General features: G+C 37.3%; 16 protein-coding genes. 11 read left to right on the forward strand and 5 right to left on the reverse strand.

Translation table 11 applies throughout. The annotated features are described in order from the left end of the window. Positions 1 to 65: 65 nt before the first annotated feature. From HCJ30_RS12985 to yhaM, 3 genes are read left to right on the forward strand one after another with little or no spacing between them, the layout of a single operon-like run. Positions 66 to 1,301 carry a metallophosphoesterase family protein gene (locus tag HCJ30_RS12985; RefSeq protein ID WP_185392496.1) on the forward strand — a complete coding sequence of 412 codons (1,236 nt, stop codon included), beginning with the start codon at positions 66 to 68 and terminating at the stop codon, positions 1,299 to 1,301. Beyond that, on the forward strand, positions 1,298 to 4,021 hold the full coding sequence (locus HCJ30_RS12990; protein WP_185392497.1) for an ATP-binding protein: 2,724 nt from the start codon (positions 1,298 to 1,300) through the stop codon (positions 4,019 to 4,021). Before HCJ30_RS12985 ends, HCJ30_RS12990 begins: the two co-directional genes overlap by 4 nt. Before the next feature lie 44 nt (positions 4,022 to 4,065). Beyond that, positions 4,066 to 5,007: a 3'-5' exoribonuclease YhaM gene (yhaM, locus tag HCJ30_RS12995; protein ID WP_070036800.1), complete on the forward strand. Its 942-nt coding sequence runs from the start codon at positions 4,066 to 4,068 to the stop codon at positions 5,005 to 5,007. 47 nt (positions 5,008 to 5,054) lie between these two features. Here yhaM and HCJ30_RS13000 read toward each other — a convergent pair whose 3' ends face one another. The 4 genes from HCJ30_RS13000 to HCJ30_RS13015 all read right to left on the reverse strand — a co-directional run bounded on the left by HCJ30_RS13000 (position 5,055) and on the right by HCJ30_RS13015 (position 7,586). Continuing rightward, positions 5,055 to 5,933 (reverse strand): peptidylprolyl isomerase, encoded by an 879-nt coding sequence (locus HCJ30_RS13000; protein WP_185392498.1) that lies wholly within the window; start codon positions 5,931 to 5,933, stop codon positions 5,055 to 5,057. Positions 5,934 to 6,049: 116 nt separating this feature from the next. Next, positions 6,050 to 6,589, reverse strand: coding sequence for a DUF3267 domain-containing protein (locus tag HCJ30_RS13005; protein WP_070036795.1), 540 nt, complete (start codon positions 6,587 to 6,589; stop codon positions 6,050 to 6,052). Between the two features lie 182 nt (positions 6,590 to 6,771). Continuing rightward, positions 6,772 to 7,134 (reverse strand): YtxH domain-containing protein, encoded by a 363-nt coding sequence (locus HCJ30_RS13010; protein WP_003768001.1) that lies wholly within the window; start codon positions 7,132 to 7,134, stop codon positions 6,772 to 6,774. A gap of 29 nt (positions 7,135 to 7,163) precedes the next feature. Beyond that, entirely contained in the window at positions 7,164 to 7,586 is a 423-nt protein-coding gene (locus HCJ30_RS13015) for an HIT family protein (protein ID WP_008948526.1), read from the reverse strand. Between the two features lie 160 nt (positions 7,587 to 7,746). Between HCJ30_RS13015 and HCJ30_RS13020 the strand changes: the two genes are divergently transcribed. Both HCJ30_RS13020 and HCJ30_RS13025 read left to right on the forward strand, forming a co-directional pair. Beyond that, positions 7,747 to 8,499, forward strand: a complete 753-nt coding sequence (locus tag HCJ30_RS13020; protein WP_008948525.1) for an ABC transporter ATP-binding protein — start codon at positions 7,747 to 7,749, stop codon at positions 8,497 to 8,499. Then, entirely contained in the window at positions 8,483 to 9,706 is a 1,224-nt protein-coding gene (locus HCJ30_RS13025) for an ABC transporter permease (RefSeq protein ID WP_185392499.1), read from the forward strand. The genes HCJ30_RS13020 and HCJ30_RS13025 overlap by 17 nt, the downstream gene beginning before the upstream one ends. A 38-nt stretch (positions 9,707 to 9,744) precedes the next feature. On the opposite strand, the gene HCJ30_RS13030 is transcribed toward HCJ30_RS13025, so the two are convergent. Then, the gene (locus HCJ30_RS13030) at positions 9,745 to 10,248 is read right to left on the reverse strand and encodes an antibiotic biosynthesis monooxygenase family protein (RefSeq protein WP_185392500.1); all 504 of its coding nucleotides are present in this window, start codon (positions 10,246 to 10,248) and stop codon (positions 9,745 to 9,747) included. A 197-nt stretch (positions 10,249 to 10,445) separates the two neighbouring features. Here HCJ30_RS13030 and hemE point away from each other — a divergent pair, with 197 nt between their 5' ends. The 6 genes from hemE to HCJ30_RS13060 all read left to right on the forward strand — a co-directional run bounded on the left by hemE (position 10,446) and on the right by HCJ30_RS13060 (position 15,450). Beyond that, entirely contained in the window at positions 10,446 to 11,504 is a 1,059-nt protein-coding gene (gene hemE / locus HCJ30_RS13035; RefSeq protein WP_185392501.1) for a uroporphyrinogen decarboxylase, read from the forward strand. After that, the gene (gene hemH / locus HCJ30_RS13040; RefSeq protein ID WP_185392502.1) at positions 11,504 to 12,433 is read left to right on the forward strand and encodes a ferrochelatase; all 930 of its coding nucleotides are present in this window, start codon (positions 11,504 to 11,506) and stop codon (positions 12,431 to 12,433) included. The genes hemE and hemH overlap by 1 nt, the downstream gene beginning before the upstream one ends. Before the next feature lie 153 nt (positions 12,434 to 12,586). Further along, positions 12,587 to 12,931 (forward strand): hypothetical protein, encoded by a 345-nt coding sequence (locus tag HCJ30_RS13045; RefSeq protein ID WP_185392503.1) that lies wholly within the window; start codon positions 12,587 to 12,589, stop codon positions 12,929 to 12,931. A gap of 110 nt (positions 12,932 to 13,041) precedes the next feature. After that, a complete protein-coding gene (locus tag HCJ30_RS13050) occupies positions 13,042 to 13,827 on the forward strand; it encodes a GNAT family N-acetyltransferase (RefSeq protein WP_185392504.1) in 786 nt (261 codons plus the stop codon). A 63-nt stretch (positions 13,828 to 13,890) separates the two neighbouring features. Further along, entirely contained in the window at positions 13,891 to 14,661 is a 771-nt protein-coding gene (locus HCJ30_RS13055) for a Cof-type HAD-IIB family hydrolase (RefSeq protein WP_185392505.1), read from the forward strand. Between the two features lie 111 nt (positions 14,662 to 14,772). Continuing rightward, positions 14,773 to 15,450, forward strand: coding sequence for a Bax inhibitor-1/YccA family protein (locus HCJ30_RS13060; RefSeq protein WP_185392506.1), 678 nt, complete (start codon positions 14,773 to 14,775; stop codon positions 15,448 to 15,450). Positions 15,451 to 15,490: the final 40 nt, after the last annotated feature.

A 15,490-nucleotide genomic window follows, 5' to 3' on the forward strand; every position in this document is an offset into this window, starting at 1 on the left:
TACGTAGAGTAATTGTAAGGTATAATAAGAACGTATATTCGGTTTTTGAGAAGGAGGCGAAAGTCATGAAAGAAATCCAATTTTTACATATAGCAGATTTGCATTTAGATAGTCCTTTCATTGGGCTTTCGACGCTGCCACAGCCGCTTTTTTCTGCCGTACAAGAAAGTACATTTCAATCATTAGAACGAATAACGACCGTAGCAATAAAAGAAGCCGTTGATTTTGTTTTAATTGCGGGGGACATTTATGACAGTGAAGACCAGAGTGTCCGTGCTCAAGCGCGCTTTTTGAAAGAAATGAAGCGACTAGAAGCTGCTAATATTAATGTATTTATGATTCACGGTAATCATGATTTTATAGAAAAACATAAAGAAAAGCTGGCATTACCAAGCAATGTACATGTTTTTCCAGAACATGTGGAAGTAGCATCCATTCAAACAGCTAGCGGTGCCAACGTTCATCTTTATGGATTCAGTTATAATGAACGTCATATTCGTTCCAGTCGCGTAGATGAATACAAGGTACAAGGAGATGCGGACTTTCATATTGCGCTACTGCATGGTTCAGAAATATCCAGTAGCGAAGAACATGATGTCTACGCTCCATTTCGAGTGCAAGAAATCAGCAAAAAAGGCTTTGACTACTGGGCACTCGGTCATATTCATAAACGCCAATTGCTTGCGGAATTTCCTAGCATTTATTACCCGGGAAATATTCAAGGCCGAAACCGCAAAGAATCAGGCGAGAAAGGTGCAAGTATTGTCACTTTATCAGAAGCAAATACAACCATTAATTTCATCGAAACGAGCCCAATTATTTGGGATGAAGTCGTAATCTCCTTGCCTGATAATAGCGAAATCAACACTTTTTACCGTGAAATGACCAAACTGCTGGAAAGTTACCGAGGACGAAGCCATAGCTATTTTCTCCATGTAATTGTCCAAATGGCGAATAAGCAAAAACTAAATACAAATGATTGGCTACAAATGCTTCAAGAAGAAGTAGAACTGGAAGATACCACATTTGTATGGGTGCACAAAATAACAATCGAAATAACGAACAAAAATAATTCCCAAACATGGCATGAACATCATTTAGCAGGCAAAGAAATTAGGCACAGCTATCACAAACTACAAGATGAATCCGCTTTTTACCAAGCTGTAGAAGGACTCTATCTTGAAAGTGGCGTGAGTAGATATTTAGATGATTTATCTGCACAAGATCGAGAGACAATTTTAAATGAAGCCTTAATGGAACTAGGGATGACGCTTGCGGAAGTGGAAGGTGATAACAAATGAGAATAACGTCGATTGATATTGTTGGTTATGGCAAATGGTCCAACGCTCATTTTGATAATATCGCCAATTTTCAAGTAATCTACGGCGAAAATGAAGCCGGAAAATCAACTATAATGGCTTTTATACATAGTATTCTATTTGGCTTCCCAACAAAACAGCAATCTATCCCACGTATGGAACCGAAAAATGGTGGCCCATATGGCGGAAGACTAACAATAGAAGATACCGCGCTTGGGAAAGTCGTTATTGAACGCTTAAAAGGGAAAGCAACAGGAGACGTTCGGATTTACTATGGTGATGGTCAAACTGCTGGAGAAGAGAAGCTACCAGAAATCATAGGTGAAATCGATCGAAATACGTATGAAGCCATTTTTTCGTTTGATATACATGGTTTGCAAAATATCCATCAGTGGAAGAAGAAGGAATTTGAACGCTATTTACTAGCGACAGGGACGACCGGTTCCGATGCGCTGCTAAAAACAGCAGAAACACTGCAAAAAAAATTAGATAGCCTTTACAAACCAAGTGGTCGAAATCCACTAATTAACCAACAACTAAAAAAAGTAAAAGCAGCCCAACAAGCTTTTCAAAACGCTAAAAAACAAAATGCCCAATATGAACAACTTATAAACGAAAAAGAACAAGCAACAGCAAGGCAAGCAGCGTTGCAAACAGAAAAGACAACTATCCGCGTAGAACTGGACACATTAACTATTTTGTCAGACTTGTGGCCGTTATATCAAGAGTGGAAAGCGCTCGATAACAAAGCTAGCCAAGCTCCAGAAGTCAGTTTTCCACCAGACGGAATTATTCGTCTAGAACACCTACAACTCCGAGAAAAAGAATGGCAAAATCAGTTGATTCAATTAGAAGAACGCCAAAAAAACCTCATTAGCAAAAATAGTTATGAACATAGCCTCTTTTTTGCAGAGAATGAAGCTGAAATCACCTATTTAATCGAAACTTATGCTGCTTTTGGTGAACGCGAGCTGCAACTGAATGGTTTAAAGCAAGAAATCCAATTTCAACAAGTAGATACTAAACGACCACTTAGAATTTGGACAAGCGAACTAGAACAAAGAACAAACCGTTTAAAAGAAAACGAGCAATCATACAAAGAGCAACAACACGAAATTCAGTTGAAATTAAAACTAACCACTGACACAGAAGACAAACTTCAAAAAAAGATTGATCAAATAGAAGCAGAGATGTGGGGCAATAAAACGTTCCAACGAGCAAAAGAAAAAATCGAACAAAAACCAAAAACGGCTATGACGAAAACCTTTATTTCACTAGGCATTTTTGCAGTAGCTTTAGTTTTGATGATTGTCTTCCAGTCCATGTGGAGCGTTGCCATTGTTATTATTGCCGCGCTAATTGTCGGCTATTCATTTATGACTACAGGAAAAGCTGCACCAGCTAATAATGAACAACTTTTAGCCTTTCTGGAGCAAAAGAAAATAAGGCAAGAATGGCAACAGTTATTGAATGAAATGGATATCGTTGCATCCCAAATAGCTGAATTACAAGCGAGCGAGAATAAGTTAAATGAAGCAATTTATCAGCATACGATGGAACTAAACCAACTATTTGCTGACTTAGCAATCGAAAACGAGCCAGGAATAAATTGGTCGTATGATTTACAACAATACAAAGCGGATAGTGAAAAAAGGCAACTAGTCACTGAACTTAGCTTGAAATTAGAGCCGTTAGTAGAAAAACAAAATGCTTACAAAGCGCGACTTGCAAAGTTACAACTCCCTCTAGACCATAAAGATATCGAAGAGAAAATCACGTTTCTGCGTCAAGGCTTGCTTTACTATCGAAACCACCTAACGGAAAATGCAAAACTTGCAGAAAAATTAGAACAAGTAACAATGCAATTAGATTTAGTGAAGCAAGATTTATTGCTCGTAAAGAAAGAAAAAGCAGAGTTGCTAGAACGGGCCAATACAAATGATGAAGAAGAATTTCGCATCGTCGCTATGCGTGTGAAAGAAGAACAAAAATGGCGCGAACGTTTAGTTTTAATAGAAGCGCAATTGGAGCCAGATAAACGAATCGCTTTAAGCCAGTTTGAAAATCAAGCTATCATCAAAGAAAAAGAATTGCATTTAGAAGAAAAACTGCGCAAAATAGAAGTAGAACAAGAGCAACTTTACGCCTCACTTGCAGCAAAAAATCACGAAATCAGCAAATTAGAAGAAGGCGGAACTTTCGCTGTCTTAATGCAAGAATTTTATTCAGAAAAAAGTCAATTACAACAAATAGCTGCTGAATGGACAGAAACAAAACTGGCGCTACAAATTTTACAAGACACCATGCAGCAGTTACAAGAAGGCAAGCTTCCTAAAACCTTAAAATTAGCAAGTGACTATTTCCAGCATCTGACAAACGCGAACTACACGAAGGTATACATACAAGAAAACAGACTTCAAGTAGAAAGCAAAGACATCGTTCCGTTTTTCCCAGAAGAACTTAGCCAAGCAACTAAAGAACAACTTTATTTAGCTATTCGCTTTGCGCTAATTGATGTTATCCATAAAGACTTTCCACTACCAATTATTATTGATGATGGATTTGTGCATTTTGACTCGGCCAGAATGGGGCAAATGATGCAACTGCTCCAAAAACGAAAAAGTGAGAACCAAGTAATATTTTTCACATGTCATCAAGAAACTCGCAAATATTTTTCCAGTGAGGACATACGCGTGCTATAATGAGTGAAGAAACTTCTTACTACAGAAAGAAAGAAGGCGATACAATGGAAAAAAGATTATTAGACTATGAAGTTGGCGAAACAGTGGACCTATTCTTGCTAATTAAATCAAGTGTCAAAGGAACGGCTAGCAACGGAAAGCCATTCTTGAGTCTTGTTTTGCAAGATAAATCAGGTGAATTAGAAGCAAAACTTTGGGATGTAAAAGAAAGTGATGAAGTAAATTACGGGGTACAGCAAATTGTGCACCTTATGGGTGATATTCAAAATTACCGTGGAAGAAAGCAGCTGAAAATCCGCCAAATTAGACAGGCGACAGCTATTGATGGTGTTAGTGCCAGTGAATTCATGGAAACGGCGCCAATCAATAAAGAGGAAATGGCTGACGAGATTACACAATATATTTTCGAAATGAAAAATGCGAACTTGCAACGAATTACCCGAGCGCTCTTGAAAAAATACCAAGATGACTTTTATGATTATCCAGCAGCAATGCGCCATCATCATGAATTTGTTTCTGGTTTGAGTTTTCATGTAGTTTCGATGCTACGTCTTGCAAAGTCTGTCGCAGATCTATATCCATCCGTTAACCGTGATTTACTTTATGCCGGAGTGATTTTACATGATTTAGGTAAAGTCATTGAACTGTCAGGGCCGGTATCAACCACGTACACACTGGAAGGGAATTTGATTGGTCATATTTCCATCGTAGTAGAAGAAGTGAGCAAAATTGCTGATGAGCTTTCTATTGACGGGGAAGAAGTAGTTGTTTTAAAACATGTGTTACTTTCTCACCACGGCAAAGGGGAATGGGGCAGCCCGAAACCACCACTTGTACGTGAAGCAGAGATTTTGCATCAAATTGATTTAATGGATGCGTCCTTAAATATGATGGATAAAGTATTGAAACATACCAAACCTGGTGAATTTAGTGAACGAGTATTTGGATTAGACAATCGTTCGTTTTATAATCCTACATTTGAATAAACACAAAAAACCACGCTTGGAATTTTCCAAGCGTGGTTTTTAATTACTTATTTAGATGAATCGGAATCAGATTTAGAACCGTCAAAATCTTTGAAAGCATCTTTCAAGTCTTTATCTTCTACTTTTACGTTAGCATCTTTGTATACTTTTTTAAGTGTTTTTTGCATGTTCTCAGTAGTTAATTGAGACTGAAGGTAAGATTCTTTTACAGCTTTCTTATCTTTTTCAAAAGTAGTTTTTGTCGCTGGTTCGTCCATTTGGATGATGTGGTATCCGTATTGTGTTTTTACTGGAGCACTGATGTCGCCTTTGTTTTTAAGGGCATAAGCTGCTTTTTCAAATGCTGGATCCATTTTACCAGGACCGAATGGCTCTAATTTACCGCCGTTTTCTTTTGTAGCAGTATCAGTAGAGTATTCTTTCGCTAAATCTGCAAATTTCGCGCCATCTTTTAGTTTTTGTTCTACTTCTTTGGCTTTGTTTTCATCAGCTACTAAAATGTGGCTTACAGTGATATCTGGTTGCCAAGTTTTGTAGTAGTCTTTTAATACTTTGTCGCTAGTATCTGTATTAGCTTCTGTTGCTTTTTGTACTAACATGTTGTATTTAAGTTGGCTTTTGAATGATTTCTCAGTTAGGCCACTTTGAGCTAACACTGCAGAGAATTGATCTCCGTATTGTGATTTGTATTCGTTGAATTTTTTGTCAACATCTTCATCGCTTACTTTGTATTTATCGCTAAGGACTTTTTCGAAAGTAAGTTGTTGTACGAATTCAGAACCATATTTATCTTTCATAGCATCATAAAGTTCGTCTTTTGTTACATCGCCAGAGTCTGTCTTAACGACATCTCCGCCGCCACCGCACGCTGCTAGACTGAACAATGCCATAACCATGACAAGTCCAAGTATTAATTTCTTCTTCATTAAATAAAACACACTCCTTAGTTGTTGGAATAATTCCCGCTTAACACAATAACTATCATAACATAAATTAAAGATAAAAAGAAAAGATGAAAGAAATTTAATGATATTCTTATGGTTTAGTCAGAAATTAAAATAGAAAATCCGCGCTCTGCACTTTCGATAAAACAATTCTTCGGCATTTTCCATAATTTGTTAATATGAGTAAAGTCAGAAAAGCTCATTCCAACGTGCACGGAAAGTAAAATTAAGAACATTCCCGAATGCCCGATTGGCGTAAGTAGCATTAACGCTACTAAAATAGCTGTAATAACCACAAATGGTAAAACTAACGAAAAAATGTAGTGCCATTTTGGAATGATTCGCTTAATATTTAATTTTATACAAGGAAGGAAAAAGAAATGGATGCGCCACTGGATTACAGTTCCTTCACGGTACTTAAAGCATCCAAGAATATGAAGCATTTTATGGATTGGGTAAATTAAAATAATACCCAAAAAGCTAACGAATTGATAATCGTTTGTCAGTTGACCAGGATAAATTAAATGTTGTGTTAAAAAACAAATACATACGGCAACTAGCCAGACAAGAATTCCTTTAAAGAAAAGGCGATTAAATTCGTCTCGTCGCTCTGTGTTGATTGATTTTAGGCAGCGCATTGTAAGCTTTCCTCCAGTTATAGCTAAAATAGTGCTCCTCTGTCAGAAGGCACCATAGTATTGTATGCTCAAATGCTCCAAAATTCAAGCTTTTTTTAGATAAATAATTGCCTAATTTTGACGTTTTTTTGAAGGGGATTTTAGCCAAACAAAAAAACTGAGCAGGCGCCCAGTTTTTCTACTTATTTATTATCTTTTTTTAACGTTTTTTCTAAGTCAGAAATTGTTTTTTGCATGTCTTTAATTTCGTCTTTTAAGCGTTTCTTTTCTGGTTCCATTTCTTCATTCCATTTGGAAACAGATTCCATGATGTCAGAAGAAACATCTTTTAATAAAGTGGAACCTTCCGAGCCAAGCACTTGAACTGATTGGATAAGTTCATTTGCGTTATATGCTAGTTCTTTCAAGATAACACTTGCTTCGCCTGATTTAGCGACAATGTCTTTGCGAAGTTCATTGCCGGATTTTGGAGCAAACAATACTGAGGCTGCAGCTCCAATTGCCCCACCAGCTAAAATACCGAAAATAAGTGATTTTTTATTCATTTATACTCCACTCCATCCATAAAGTCATTTTAGTCTACTTTTGCTGCAATAAGTTCAGCAATTTCTTGGTAACGTTCTTGTGTGTACCAATCTGCGTTATCTTTCCATTTTAACCCAAAGTCGTCTGATTTGCTATACCTTGGTATTAAATGGATATGACAATGAAATACAGATTGGAAAGCAACCTCTTCATTATTATTTAAAATATTTAATCCTTGTATTGGTAAAGCTTCTTTCAATGCTCGCGCGATTTTTGGTACGCGACGGAATAATTCGGCGGCCGTTTCATCGGGTAAATCGAATGTGTTCCTAGCATGTTTTTTGGGAATTACGAGTGTATGACCTTCTGTGACTTGTCCTAAATCAAGGAAAGCGTAAACTTCCTCATCTTCGTACACTTTGGCAGAAGGAATTTCACCACGAACTATTTTGCAGAAAATGCAATCGTCCATTAAGTATGACCACCTTTCACAACATATAATTATGTACTACTTTAATTTACCATAAAAAGGAGTGAAAAGCATGTGTTAGGTAGTAGGTAATGGATTATTTTGACAGTTCAAGGGATGAATATGCTATTATTAACTAAAGATGACGTAAGGAGGTATGGAAATGGCTTTAGTAGAAGTAGAACACCTGACAGGCGGATATACAAAACGTCCAGTCTTAAAAGATATTTCATTTGCAATTGAAGAGAAACAAATAGTTGGATTAATTGGTCTAAACGGGGCAGGGAAAAGTACTACCATCAAACATATAACTGGCCTAATGCACCCTAAACAAGGAACGATTAAAATCAACGGTCACCAATTAGTGGAAGATACAGAAACATATCGAAAGCAATTTTCTTATATCCCAGAAACACCGGTATTATATGAAGAATTAACGTTAAAAGAACATTTGGAATTAACCGGAATGGCTTATGGAATATCAGAAGAAGAACTACACGCGAGAATGACGCCACTTTTAAAAGAGTTTCGGCTAGAGAAAAAATTGAATTGGTTTCCAGCCCATTTTTCAAAAGGGATGAAGCAAAAAGTAATGATTATGTCGGCTTTTTTAATTGAGCCTAAGTTATATATTATTGATGAACCGTTTGTTGGACTCGATCCGCTTGGTATTCAGTCGCTTCTTAATTGGATGGACGAGATGCGTAGTAAGGGTGCAAGTATTTTAATGTCCACGCATATTCTCGCAACGGCTGAAAAATATTGCGATACGTTCATTATTATTCATCAAGGGGAAATTCGTGCAGAAGGAACGCTAAAAGACTTACAAACAAATTTCGAAATGCCAGGAGCTTCACTTGATGAAATTTACATTCAGTTGACAAAGGAAGAGGAAGCTGATGAAGATGATATTTGACAGTAAGGCGCTTTGGAAGGAACGTTTTAGTGCGTATACGACAGAAGTTATGCGCTACCTTCGTTATATGTTTAATGATCATTTGCTTTTTGTGTTAGTGATTGGGCTTGGCGCAGGGATTTTTTATTATGCTGGTTGGGTGAAGACGCTAGAATCAACATTCCCAGTTATTCCGTTAATGGTTATTTTACTTACGGCTTCTATTGCGATTAGTCCAGTTGCTACCTTGCTCAAAAAGCCGGATATTGTTTACTTAATTGTCCAAGAAAAAGCCATGGATACTTATTTTTCTCAAGCGAAAATAGCGAGTTTCTTTATGCAATTATATGTTTTTGTTATTGTGCTAGGAATTTGTATGCCAATGTATGTGGAAGTGACAGAGGTTCCATATAGCCAGTTTTTCACTTTGTTTATCGTACTTAGTATGCTAAAAGCTTGGAATATTTATTTCGGTTGGGAAAGTATGAAATTAGAAGAAGCGGATACAACGTGGATGTTTATTCGTGTGATTCTCAATGCTATTTTGATTTATATTGCGCTTATTGCCGCACCTTATATTTCGATTCCGCTCGTGTTGGTAGTACTTTTAGCGAGCTATTACTGGCTTAAAACGAAGACGGCTAAAGTGACGCTGCGCTGGGAATATTTAGTGGATAAAGAAGAGGCGCGGATGAATCGTTTTTATCGTTTAGTGAATCTGTTTACGGATGTACCACATTTGCGCGGGACAGTTCGCAGACGGAGTTACCTCGATTTTCTTTATCAGCCAATCCCTTATGCGAAAAGAAAAACATTTGCCTACTTGTTTAGCCGGACTTTTGCGAGAACGAATGAATATGCCGGATTATACATCCGACTGACCGTGATTGCGGTTATTTTACTCGTATTTGTTCAAGGTTTTTACTTGAATATTATTTTCTCGCTACTTTTCTTGTATTTAACAGGTTTTCAATTTATCCCGATGTTAAAGCATTATGATGCACAAATTATGTTACGGCTTTATCCAATTGACGATAGTTACCGTCATCGTAGTTTTATCCATTTTTTACGTATTTTGCTACTCGCGCAAGCACTGCTCTTTAGCATTATCGGAATTGCTCAAAATGGAACCATTGGCGGAATGATTATTTTAGGAATAAATTTGGCTTTTGTAGCAATATTTACATTCCTTTATGCACCAGTTAGAATGAAAAAAATGTACGAATAAAAGAAGCGATTTGGATTTTTGGTCCAAATCGCTTTTTCTTATTTAGCATCATGGGAAAATTCGGGATAATGATAAATATCTTCATGAGAGAAACCTGTTTGGGTATTATTTTTCTTCATGATATTCGTAATTTCTTTGTGTAGCGGTGTTTTTTTCCATTCTTGAAAGAACACTTCGGAATCCCAAAAAGAAATAATTAAAAATTTATTCGTATTCATCGCTTTTGTAAGTTTCGTACTTTGTAAGCCAGGTGTTTCGCTAAAATGTAAACTAGCATGTTGATACAGTTGTAAGAAAATCGGAATTTCTTCATCGCGGAGTTGGATATATTCAAAAACAACTATTCCAAAACCCTTTAAGGAACCGCTGCTTTGTAATACCCGATACGCCGCGCCTTCTTGGAAAATTTTTTCGCCCGTAGATTCTTGGTACAAAAGGGATTGGGAGAAATTTTGCAGAAGGGTCACATTTTCGCCACTATAATTTGCCATTAGTTGACGAAGATAATGCTCAGTTCCGGTTGTGATAAATACTTTTTTCATGATAAGTCCTTCTTTCGGTTTTTATTCCATTAAGATAAATGATTACACCTTTGTTTTCCACGTTTTTCATAATTGAAACAGCAGATAGGCAATTTGTTTGGTTTTATACAAGATTTCTAGTATCCTTTTATCTGGAGAAGTTATTTATTGTTCTGTTGCCTATTGTGTGTAAATGAACAAAGAAGGGAAGCGACTCGATGACAAAAATAACGAATGATTTATTTTTAAAAGCAGCGCGAAAAGAACAAGTTAACCGAATTCCGGTTTGGTATATGAGACAAGCAGGGAGATCCCAACCAGAATATCGTAAATTAAAAGAACAATACTCTCTATTTGAAATCACGCATCAACCAGAATTATGTGCTTATGTAACCAAGCTACCTGTAGATCAATACGGTGTAGATGCAGCAATTTTATATAAAGATATTATGACACCACTTCCGGGGATGGGGGTAGACGTAGAGATTAAGTCTGGCATTGGCCCAGTGATACATAATCCTATTAGAACGTTCCAAGATGTAGAGAAACTGGCAATCTTTCAACCAGAAATCGAAGTACCATATGTGCTCGATACGATAAAATTATTAGCAGATGATATGTTAGAGGTGCCATTAATTGGCTTTGCTGGCGCGCCGTTCACTTTAGCAAGTTATATGATAGAAGGCGGCCCATCGAAAAATTACCACCAAACAAAAAGCTTTATGTACCGCGAACCAGAAGTGTGGGCAATATTAATGGAAAAACTGGGCCGAATGACTGCGAGCTATTTAGTAGCGCAAATTAACGCCGGAGCTTCCGCTGTGCAACTATTTGATTCATGGGTAGGCGCACTTAGTCGAGCGGATTATGCGACTTACATCCGACCAGTTATCGAAATGATTGTGCGAGAAGTAAAGGCTGTTCATCCGACGACGCCAATTATTATGCAAGCAGTTGGTGCAAGTCACCTTCTCGCCGAATGGGAAACGATGCCGCTAGATGTTGTTGGCGTTGACTGGCGCGAAACACTTACATCTGCTAGACAAAAAGTGCCAACAAAAGCAATCCAAGGGAATTTAGACCCGTCCACGCTACTTGCACCTGAAAAATGTTTGGAGGAAACCGAACGAATTTTGCAAGAGGGCGTATTAAAACCAGGTTTTATTTTTAATTTAGGACACGGCGTTTTCCCAGAAGTACCACCAGAAATGCTGAAAAAACTAACCACTTACATCCACGAGAGAAGCGAAATTCTATTAAAAAAGGATGATAAATAATGACTAAAAAAGTAGGTTTACTTGTAATGGCTTACGGGACACCGTACAAAGATGAAGATATCGAACGTTACTATACAGATATCCGTCACGGTCACAAGCCAAGCGAAGAAATGATTGCAGATTTACGCGGGAGATACCACGCTATCGGCGGCCTATCTCCACTAGCAAAAATAACCGAAGCACAAGCCTATGGACTAGAAAAGGCGCTTAATGAAACGCAAGATGAAGTAGAATTTAAAGCATATATCGGCTTGAAACATATCGAACCTTTCATTGAAGATGCTGTCGAAGCGATGCATAAAGATGGTATAGAAGAAGCGATTTCCATCGTGTTAGCACCGCATTATTCTAGTTTTAGCGTCGAAGCATACAATAAAAGAGCTAAAGATGCTGCTGAAAAACTGGGTGGCATCGAAATTAAAGCGATCAATGATTGGTACAAACAGCCAAAATTTATCCAAATGTGGGCTGACCGAATTAACGAAACAGCCAAACAAATTCCAGCCGACGAATTAATCGATACCGTTTTAATTGTTTCGGCGCATAGCTTGCCTGAGAAAATCAAACAACATAACGACCCGTACCCAGACCAACTGCAAGAAACAGCCGATTTAATCTTTGAAAAAGTTGCCGTACCTCATTACGCCTTAGGTTGGCAAAGTGAAGGAAAGACCGGAGAACCTTGGCTTGGGCCTGATGTACAAGATTTAACAAGAGAACTTTACGGCCAAGAAAAATATAAACACTTCATTTATACACCAGTTGGTTTTGTTGCAGAACATTTAGAAGTACTTTACGACAATGATTATGAATGTAAAGTAGTCACAGATGAAGTTGGCGCAGCATACCACCGACCAGCAATGCCAAACGCGGACCCAGAATTTTTAGAAGTATTAAGAACCGTTGTCTGGGAAAAATATACAAATTAAAAAATGTGCCGGGATAGATGTTATTCCGGCATATTTTTTCGCAATAAAAGAAAACGTTTTCAATATTTTTAGCTAAATACTATGAAGTTTTAATCAAATTCTCATCTTCACCGGGCATAATGATAAATATAGAAAGACAGGAGGTTCACCCAAATGAAAAACAAGGCAGAGAAACAAAGAATTGCCACTAATTTGTCACTTTACATGAAAATAAATGGATATACTCATAGAACATTCGCGCTTGCAGCCGGGATTTCCCAAAGCACTTTAAAAGCATTAATGATAGGGAAAATGAGAAACGAAACTAAATTCCAAAAATACATAACACAAATTACAGAAAGTTTGGCACTAGAAGAAAAATTCTTTGAACAACCGAAAGAAACCATTACATCAGCACCTATTACTTTTCAAGATACAAACAAAATGCATCTTGGAGACGAAAAATTCAACGCAATCAGCTTATTGTTAAAAATTGGCGAAATTCATTACGAATCTTAAGAAGCTTGGGACTAATTGTCCCAAGCTTTTTTATGTGAAATATTCAGGGCTTGACGAACCTAACTAACTCACGTAAAATGAAGACAATTTTCAAAATAGGAGTGTGGCACATGATTAGAAAACTAACTGTATCTGATAATGAAGAAGTAATGGCACTTTTAAAACCCGAAGCAACCCTGAATCTATTTATAATTGGGGATATCGAGAATTTTGGTTACGAGAGTGATGTGCAAGATCTTTGGGGTGAATTCGATTCAGCAGGTAAATTACATGCATTGTTACTTCGATTCGATACGTTTTTCTTACCGTATTCAAAAGACGCTAATTTTGATGCAAAAGCTTTCTCAGAAATTATTGCTAAACATGATACCTATGAAGTTAGCGGTATTTCTCGTGTCACAAAGGAATTTGAAGCATTTTTACCACAACTTGCCGAAAAAAGACAAGATACTTATTTTTGCGAGTGCGAACATGTAAACCGAATTTCGGTTAATCAAGATGTCATTGTCAGAACGGCAGTAGCCGAAGACGTAGCGCCAATTATTAAAATGCGCAAAGATATTAAAGAATTTGGCACACGTGAAGAAAATGAAGAATTAATTATTCGCCAAATTGAAAAAGGCGTGAAACGAATTTATTATATTGAACAAGATCAAGAAGTAGTAGCTGTAGCAGAAACATCCGCAGAAAATTCTTTTTCAGCAATGATTACAGGAGTCGCGACAAGTGATGGCTACCGGCAACGTGGCTTTGCGAGCACACTTCTAAAAAAATTATGTTGCGATGTATTAGCAGAAGGAAAGAAACCTTGTTTGTTCTATGATAATCCAGTCGCTGGTGAAATCTACCACCGTCTTGGTTTTGAGCATACTGGAGATTTTGTCATGTACAAATAGCCTTTACTTTACGTCCGGATGATTGGTATGATGGATGTATTATGTTAGTAAAGGATGGATAATGTGAAACCACGTGGAATTTGTTTTTTTGATATGGATGGAACGCTTTTAAATAGTGATTCCAAAGTACTTGATAGCTCACTTCAAGCATTAGACAAACTTCGGGAAAATAATATTATTCCTGTCATTGCTACTGGACGGACACTTATCGAAATCAGTCATCAAATGAAAATTACCGGCATCGAATCCGCTGTAATGATGAATGGACAAATGGCTATTTTTGAAGGCGAGAAAGTATACGAAGATGTGATTGACGCGGATCTCTTGGAACGTTTAACAGAAGAAGCTAAATCACAAAATGTCGAAGTTTGTTATTATAATGATAAAAGAATCGGCGCAACCGCAAACACACCTGTTGTAAAAGCGCACTATGACTTCCTAGGCGAACCAATGCCAGAAGTAAGAACGAATATGTATAAAGAAGAAACAATCAATATGGCGCTTCTTTTACTCGAAACAGGGGATGACTATTTCCCAGAACGTTTTCCAGAGTTGCAGTTCGTCCGCAATACACCATTTAGTAATGACGTACTAAAAAAAGGTGGCTCCAAAGCAGTTGGTATTTCAAAACTACTCGAAGTAATGGGGTATCAAGATGTTCCAACCTATGCTTTCGGTGACGGTATGAACGACCTAGAGATGTTTGATGCAGTGGATTATGCGATTGCAATGGAAAACGCCGTACCGCTATTAAAAGAAAAAGCCACTTTTGTAACGAAAGATAACAATAGTGACGGCATTATGCTAGGTTTAAAACAATTTGATTTAATTTAAAGAAGTGCCTCGTGCGCTTCTTTTTTTGTGAAATTCCAACGCAAGACCGATAGAAATGTAATAATTCTTTTGATATAATTAAACTAATCAATTGGAAGAGGAGAAATGTTCATGAACGAAATCAATCACACGTCCGAGCAAGTAAATACAGAGAAAAGAACAGAAAAACAAATTATTATGCAAAAAGTCCTTAATTGGTTTGTATTTTCTTTGCTACTTGCATCTATCGGTGCTGCGATTGGGAGTAAATTAAGCCCAGAACTTTATTTGCCTCTTGTCGTATTAGAAGTCGCGTTACTGATTACAGCAATGGTAGTGCGTCGAAGTAAAACCATTAATAAAGTGGTTGGTTACCCAGTAGTACTAGCCTTTGCGTTTGTCACAGGCTTAACACTTGGGCCAACTTTGTCATATTACATTGGTGCAGGACAAGGTGCCGCTGTTTTAATGGCATTTGTTACAGCAACCATTACTTTCACAACACTAGCAATTATTGGTGCGAAAATGAAGAAAGACCTATCTTTCTTGAGTAGTGCGTTATTCGCTGCGATTATTATTCTTATCATCTTCAGCTTTATGGGAGTATTTTTACCACTAGGCTCTATGTTGTCAACGATTATTTCAGCTGGTGGAACGATTATTTTCTCATTATATATTTTGTATGATTTTAACCAAATTATGAAGCGCGATGTGGAACTTGCAGATGTACCAATGCTTGCGATGAATTTATACCTGGATTTCCTTAACTTATTCCTGTTTTTACTACGTTTATTTACAGGCCGTGACTAAGAAAATTAGAAGATCTGCCAACCTAAAAAGTGGTGGATCT

It is taken from the genome of Listeria cossartiae subsp. cossartiae (assembly GCF_014224155.1).
Lineage (GTDB): Bacteria > Bacillota > Bacilli > Lactobacillales > Listeriaceae > Listeria > Listeria cossartiae.

What these genes read in the sequence shown, in the direction of transcription:
- HCJ30_RS13015 (WP_008948526.1), bottom strand. Translation starts at nt 7,586, where the DNA reads ATGGACGATTGCATTTTCTGCAAAATAGTTCGTGGTGAAATTCCTTCT.
- HCJ30_RS13025 (WP_185392499.1), top strand. Translation starts at nt 8,483, where the DNA reads ATGAAGATGATATTTGACAGTAAGGCGCTTTGGAAGGAACGTTTTAGT.
- HCJ30_RS13000 (WP_185392498.1), bottom strand. Translation starts at nt 5,933, where the DNA reads ATGAAGAAGAAATTAATACTTGGACTTGTCATGGTTATGGCATTGTTC.
- yhaM (WP_070036800.1), top strand. Translation starts at nt 4,066, where the DNA reads ATGGAAAAAAGATTATTAGACTATGAAGTTGGCGAAACAGTGGACCTA.
- HCJ30_RS13020 (WP_008948525.1), top strand. Translation starts at nt 7,747, where the DNA reads ATGGCTTTAGTAGAAGTAGAACACCTGACAGGCGGATATACAAAACGT.
- hemH (WP_185392502.1), top strand. Translation starts at nt 11,504, where the DNA reads ATGACTAAAAAAGTAGGTTTACTTGTAATGGCTTACGGGACACCGTAC.
- HCJ30_RS13045 (WP_185392503.1), top strand. Translation starts at nt 12,587, where the DNA reads ATGAAAAACAAGGCAGAGAAACAAAGAATTGCCACTAATTTGTCACTT.
- HCJ30_RS12985 (WP_185392496.1), top strand. Translation starts at nt 66, where the DNA reads ATGAAAGAAATCCAATTTTTACATATAGCAGATTTGCATTTAGATAGT.
- HCJ30_RS13005 (WP_070036795.1), bottom strand. Translation starts at nt 6,589, where the DNA reads ATGCGCTGCCTAAAATCAATCAACACAGAGCGACGAGACGAATTTAAT.
- HCJ30_RS12990 (WP_185392497.1), top strand. Translation starts at nt 1,298, where the DNA reads ATGAGAATAACGTCGATTGATATTGTTGGTTATGGCAAATGGTCCAAC.
- HCJ30_RS13050 (WP_185392504.1), top strand. Translation starts at nt 13,042, where the DNA reads ATGATTAGAAAACTAACTGTATCTGATAATGAAGAAGTAATGGCACTT.
- hemE (WP_185392501.1), top strand. Translation starts at nt 10,446, where the DNA reads ATGACAAAAATAACGAATGATTTATTTTTAAAAGCAGCGCGAAAAGAA.
- HCJ30_RS13010 (WP_003768001.1), bottom strand. Translation starts at nt 7,134, where the DNA reads ATGAATAAAAAATCACTTATTTTCGGTATTTTAGCTGGTGGGGCAATT.
- HCJ30_RS13030 (WP_185392500.1), bottom strand. Translation starts at nt 10,248, where the DNA reads ATGAAAAAAGTATTTATCACAACCGGAACTGAGCATTATCTTCGTCAA.
- HCJ30_RS13060 (WP_185392506.1), top strand. Translation starts at nt 14,773, where the DNA reads ATGAACGAAATCAATCACACGTCCGAGCAAGTAAATACAGAGAAAAGA.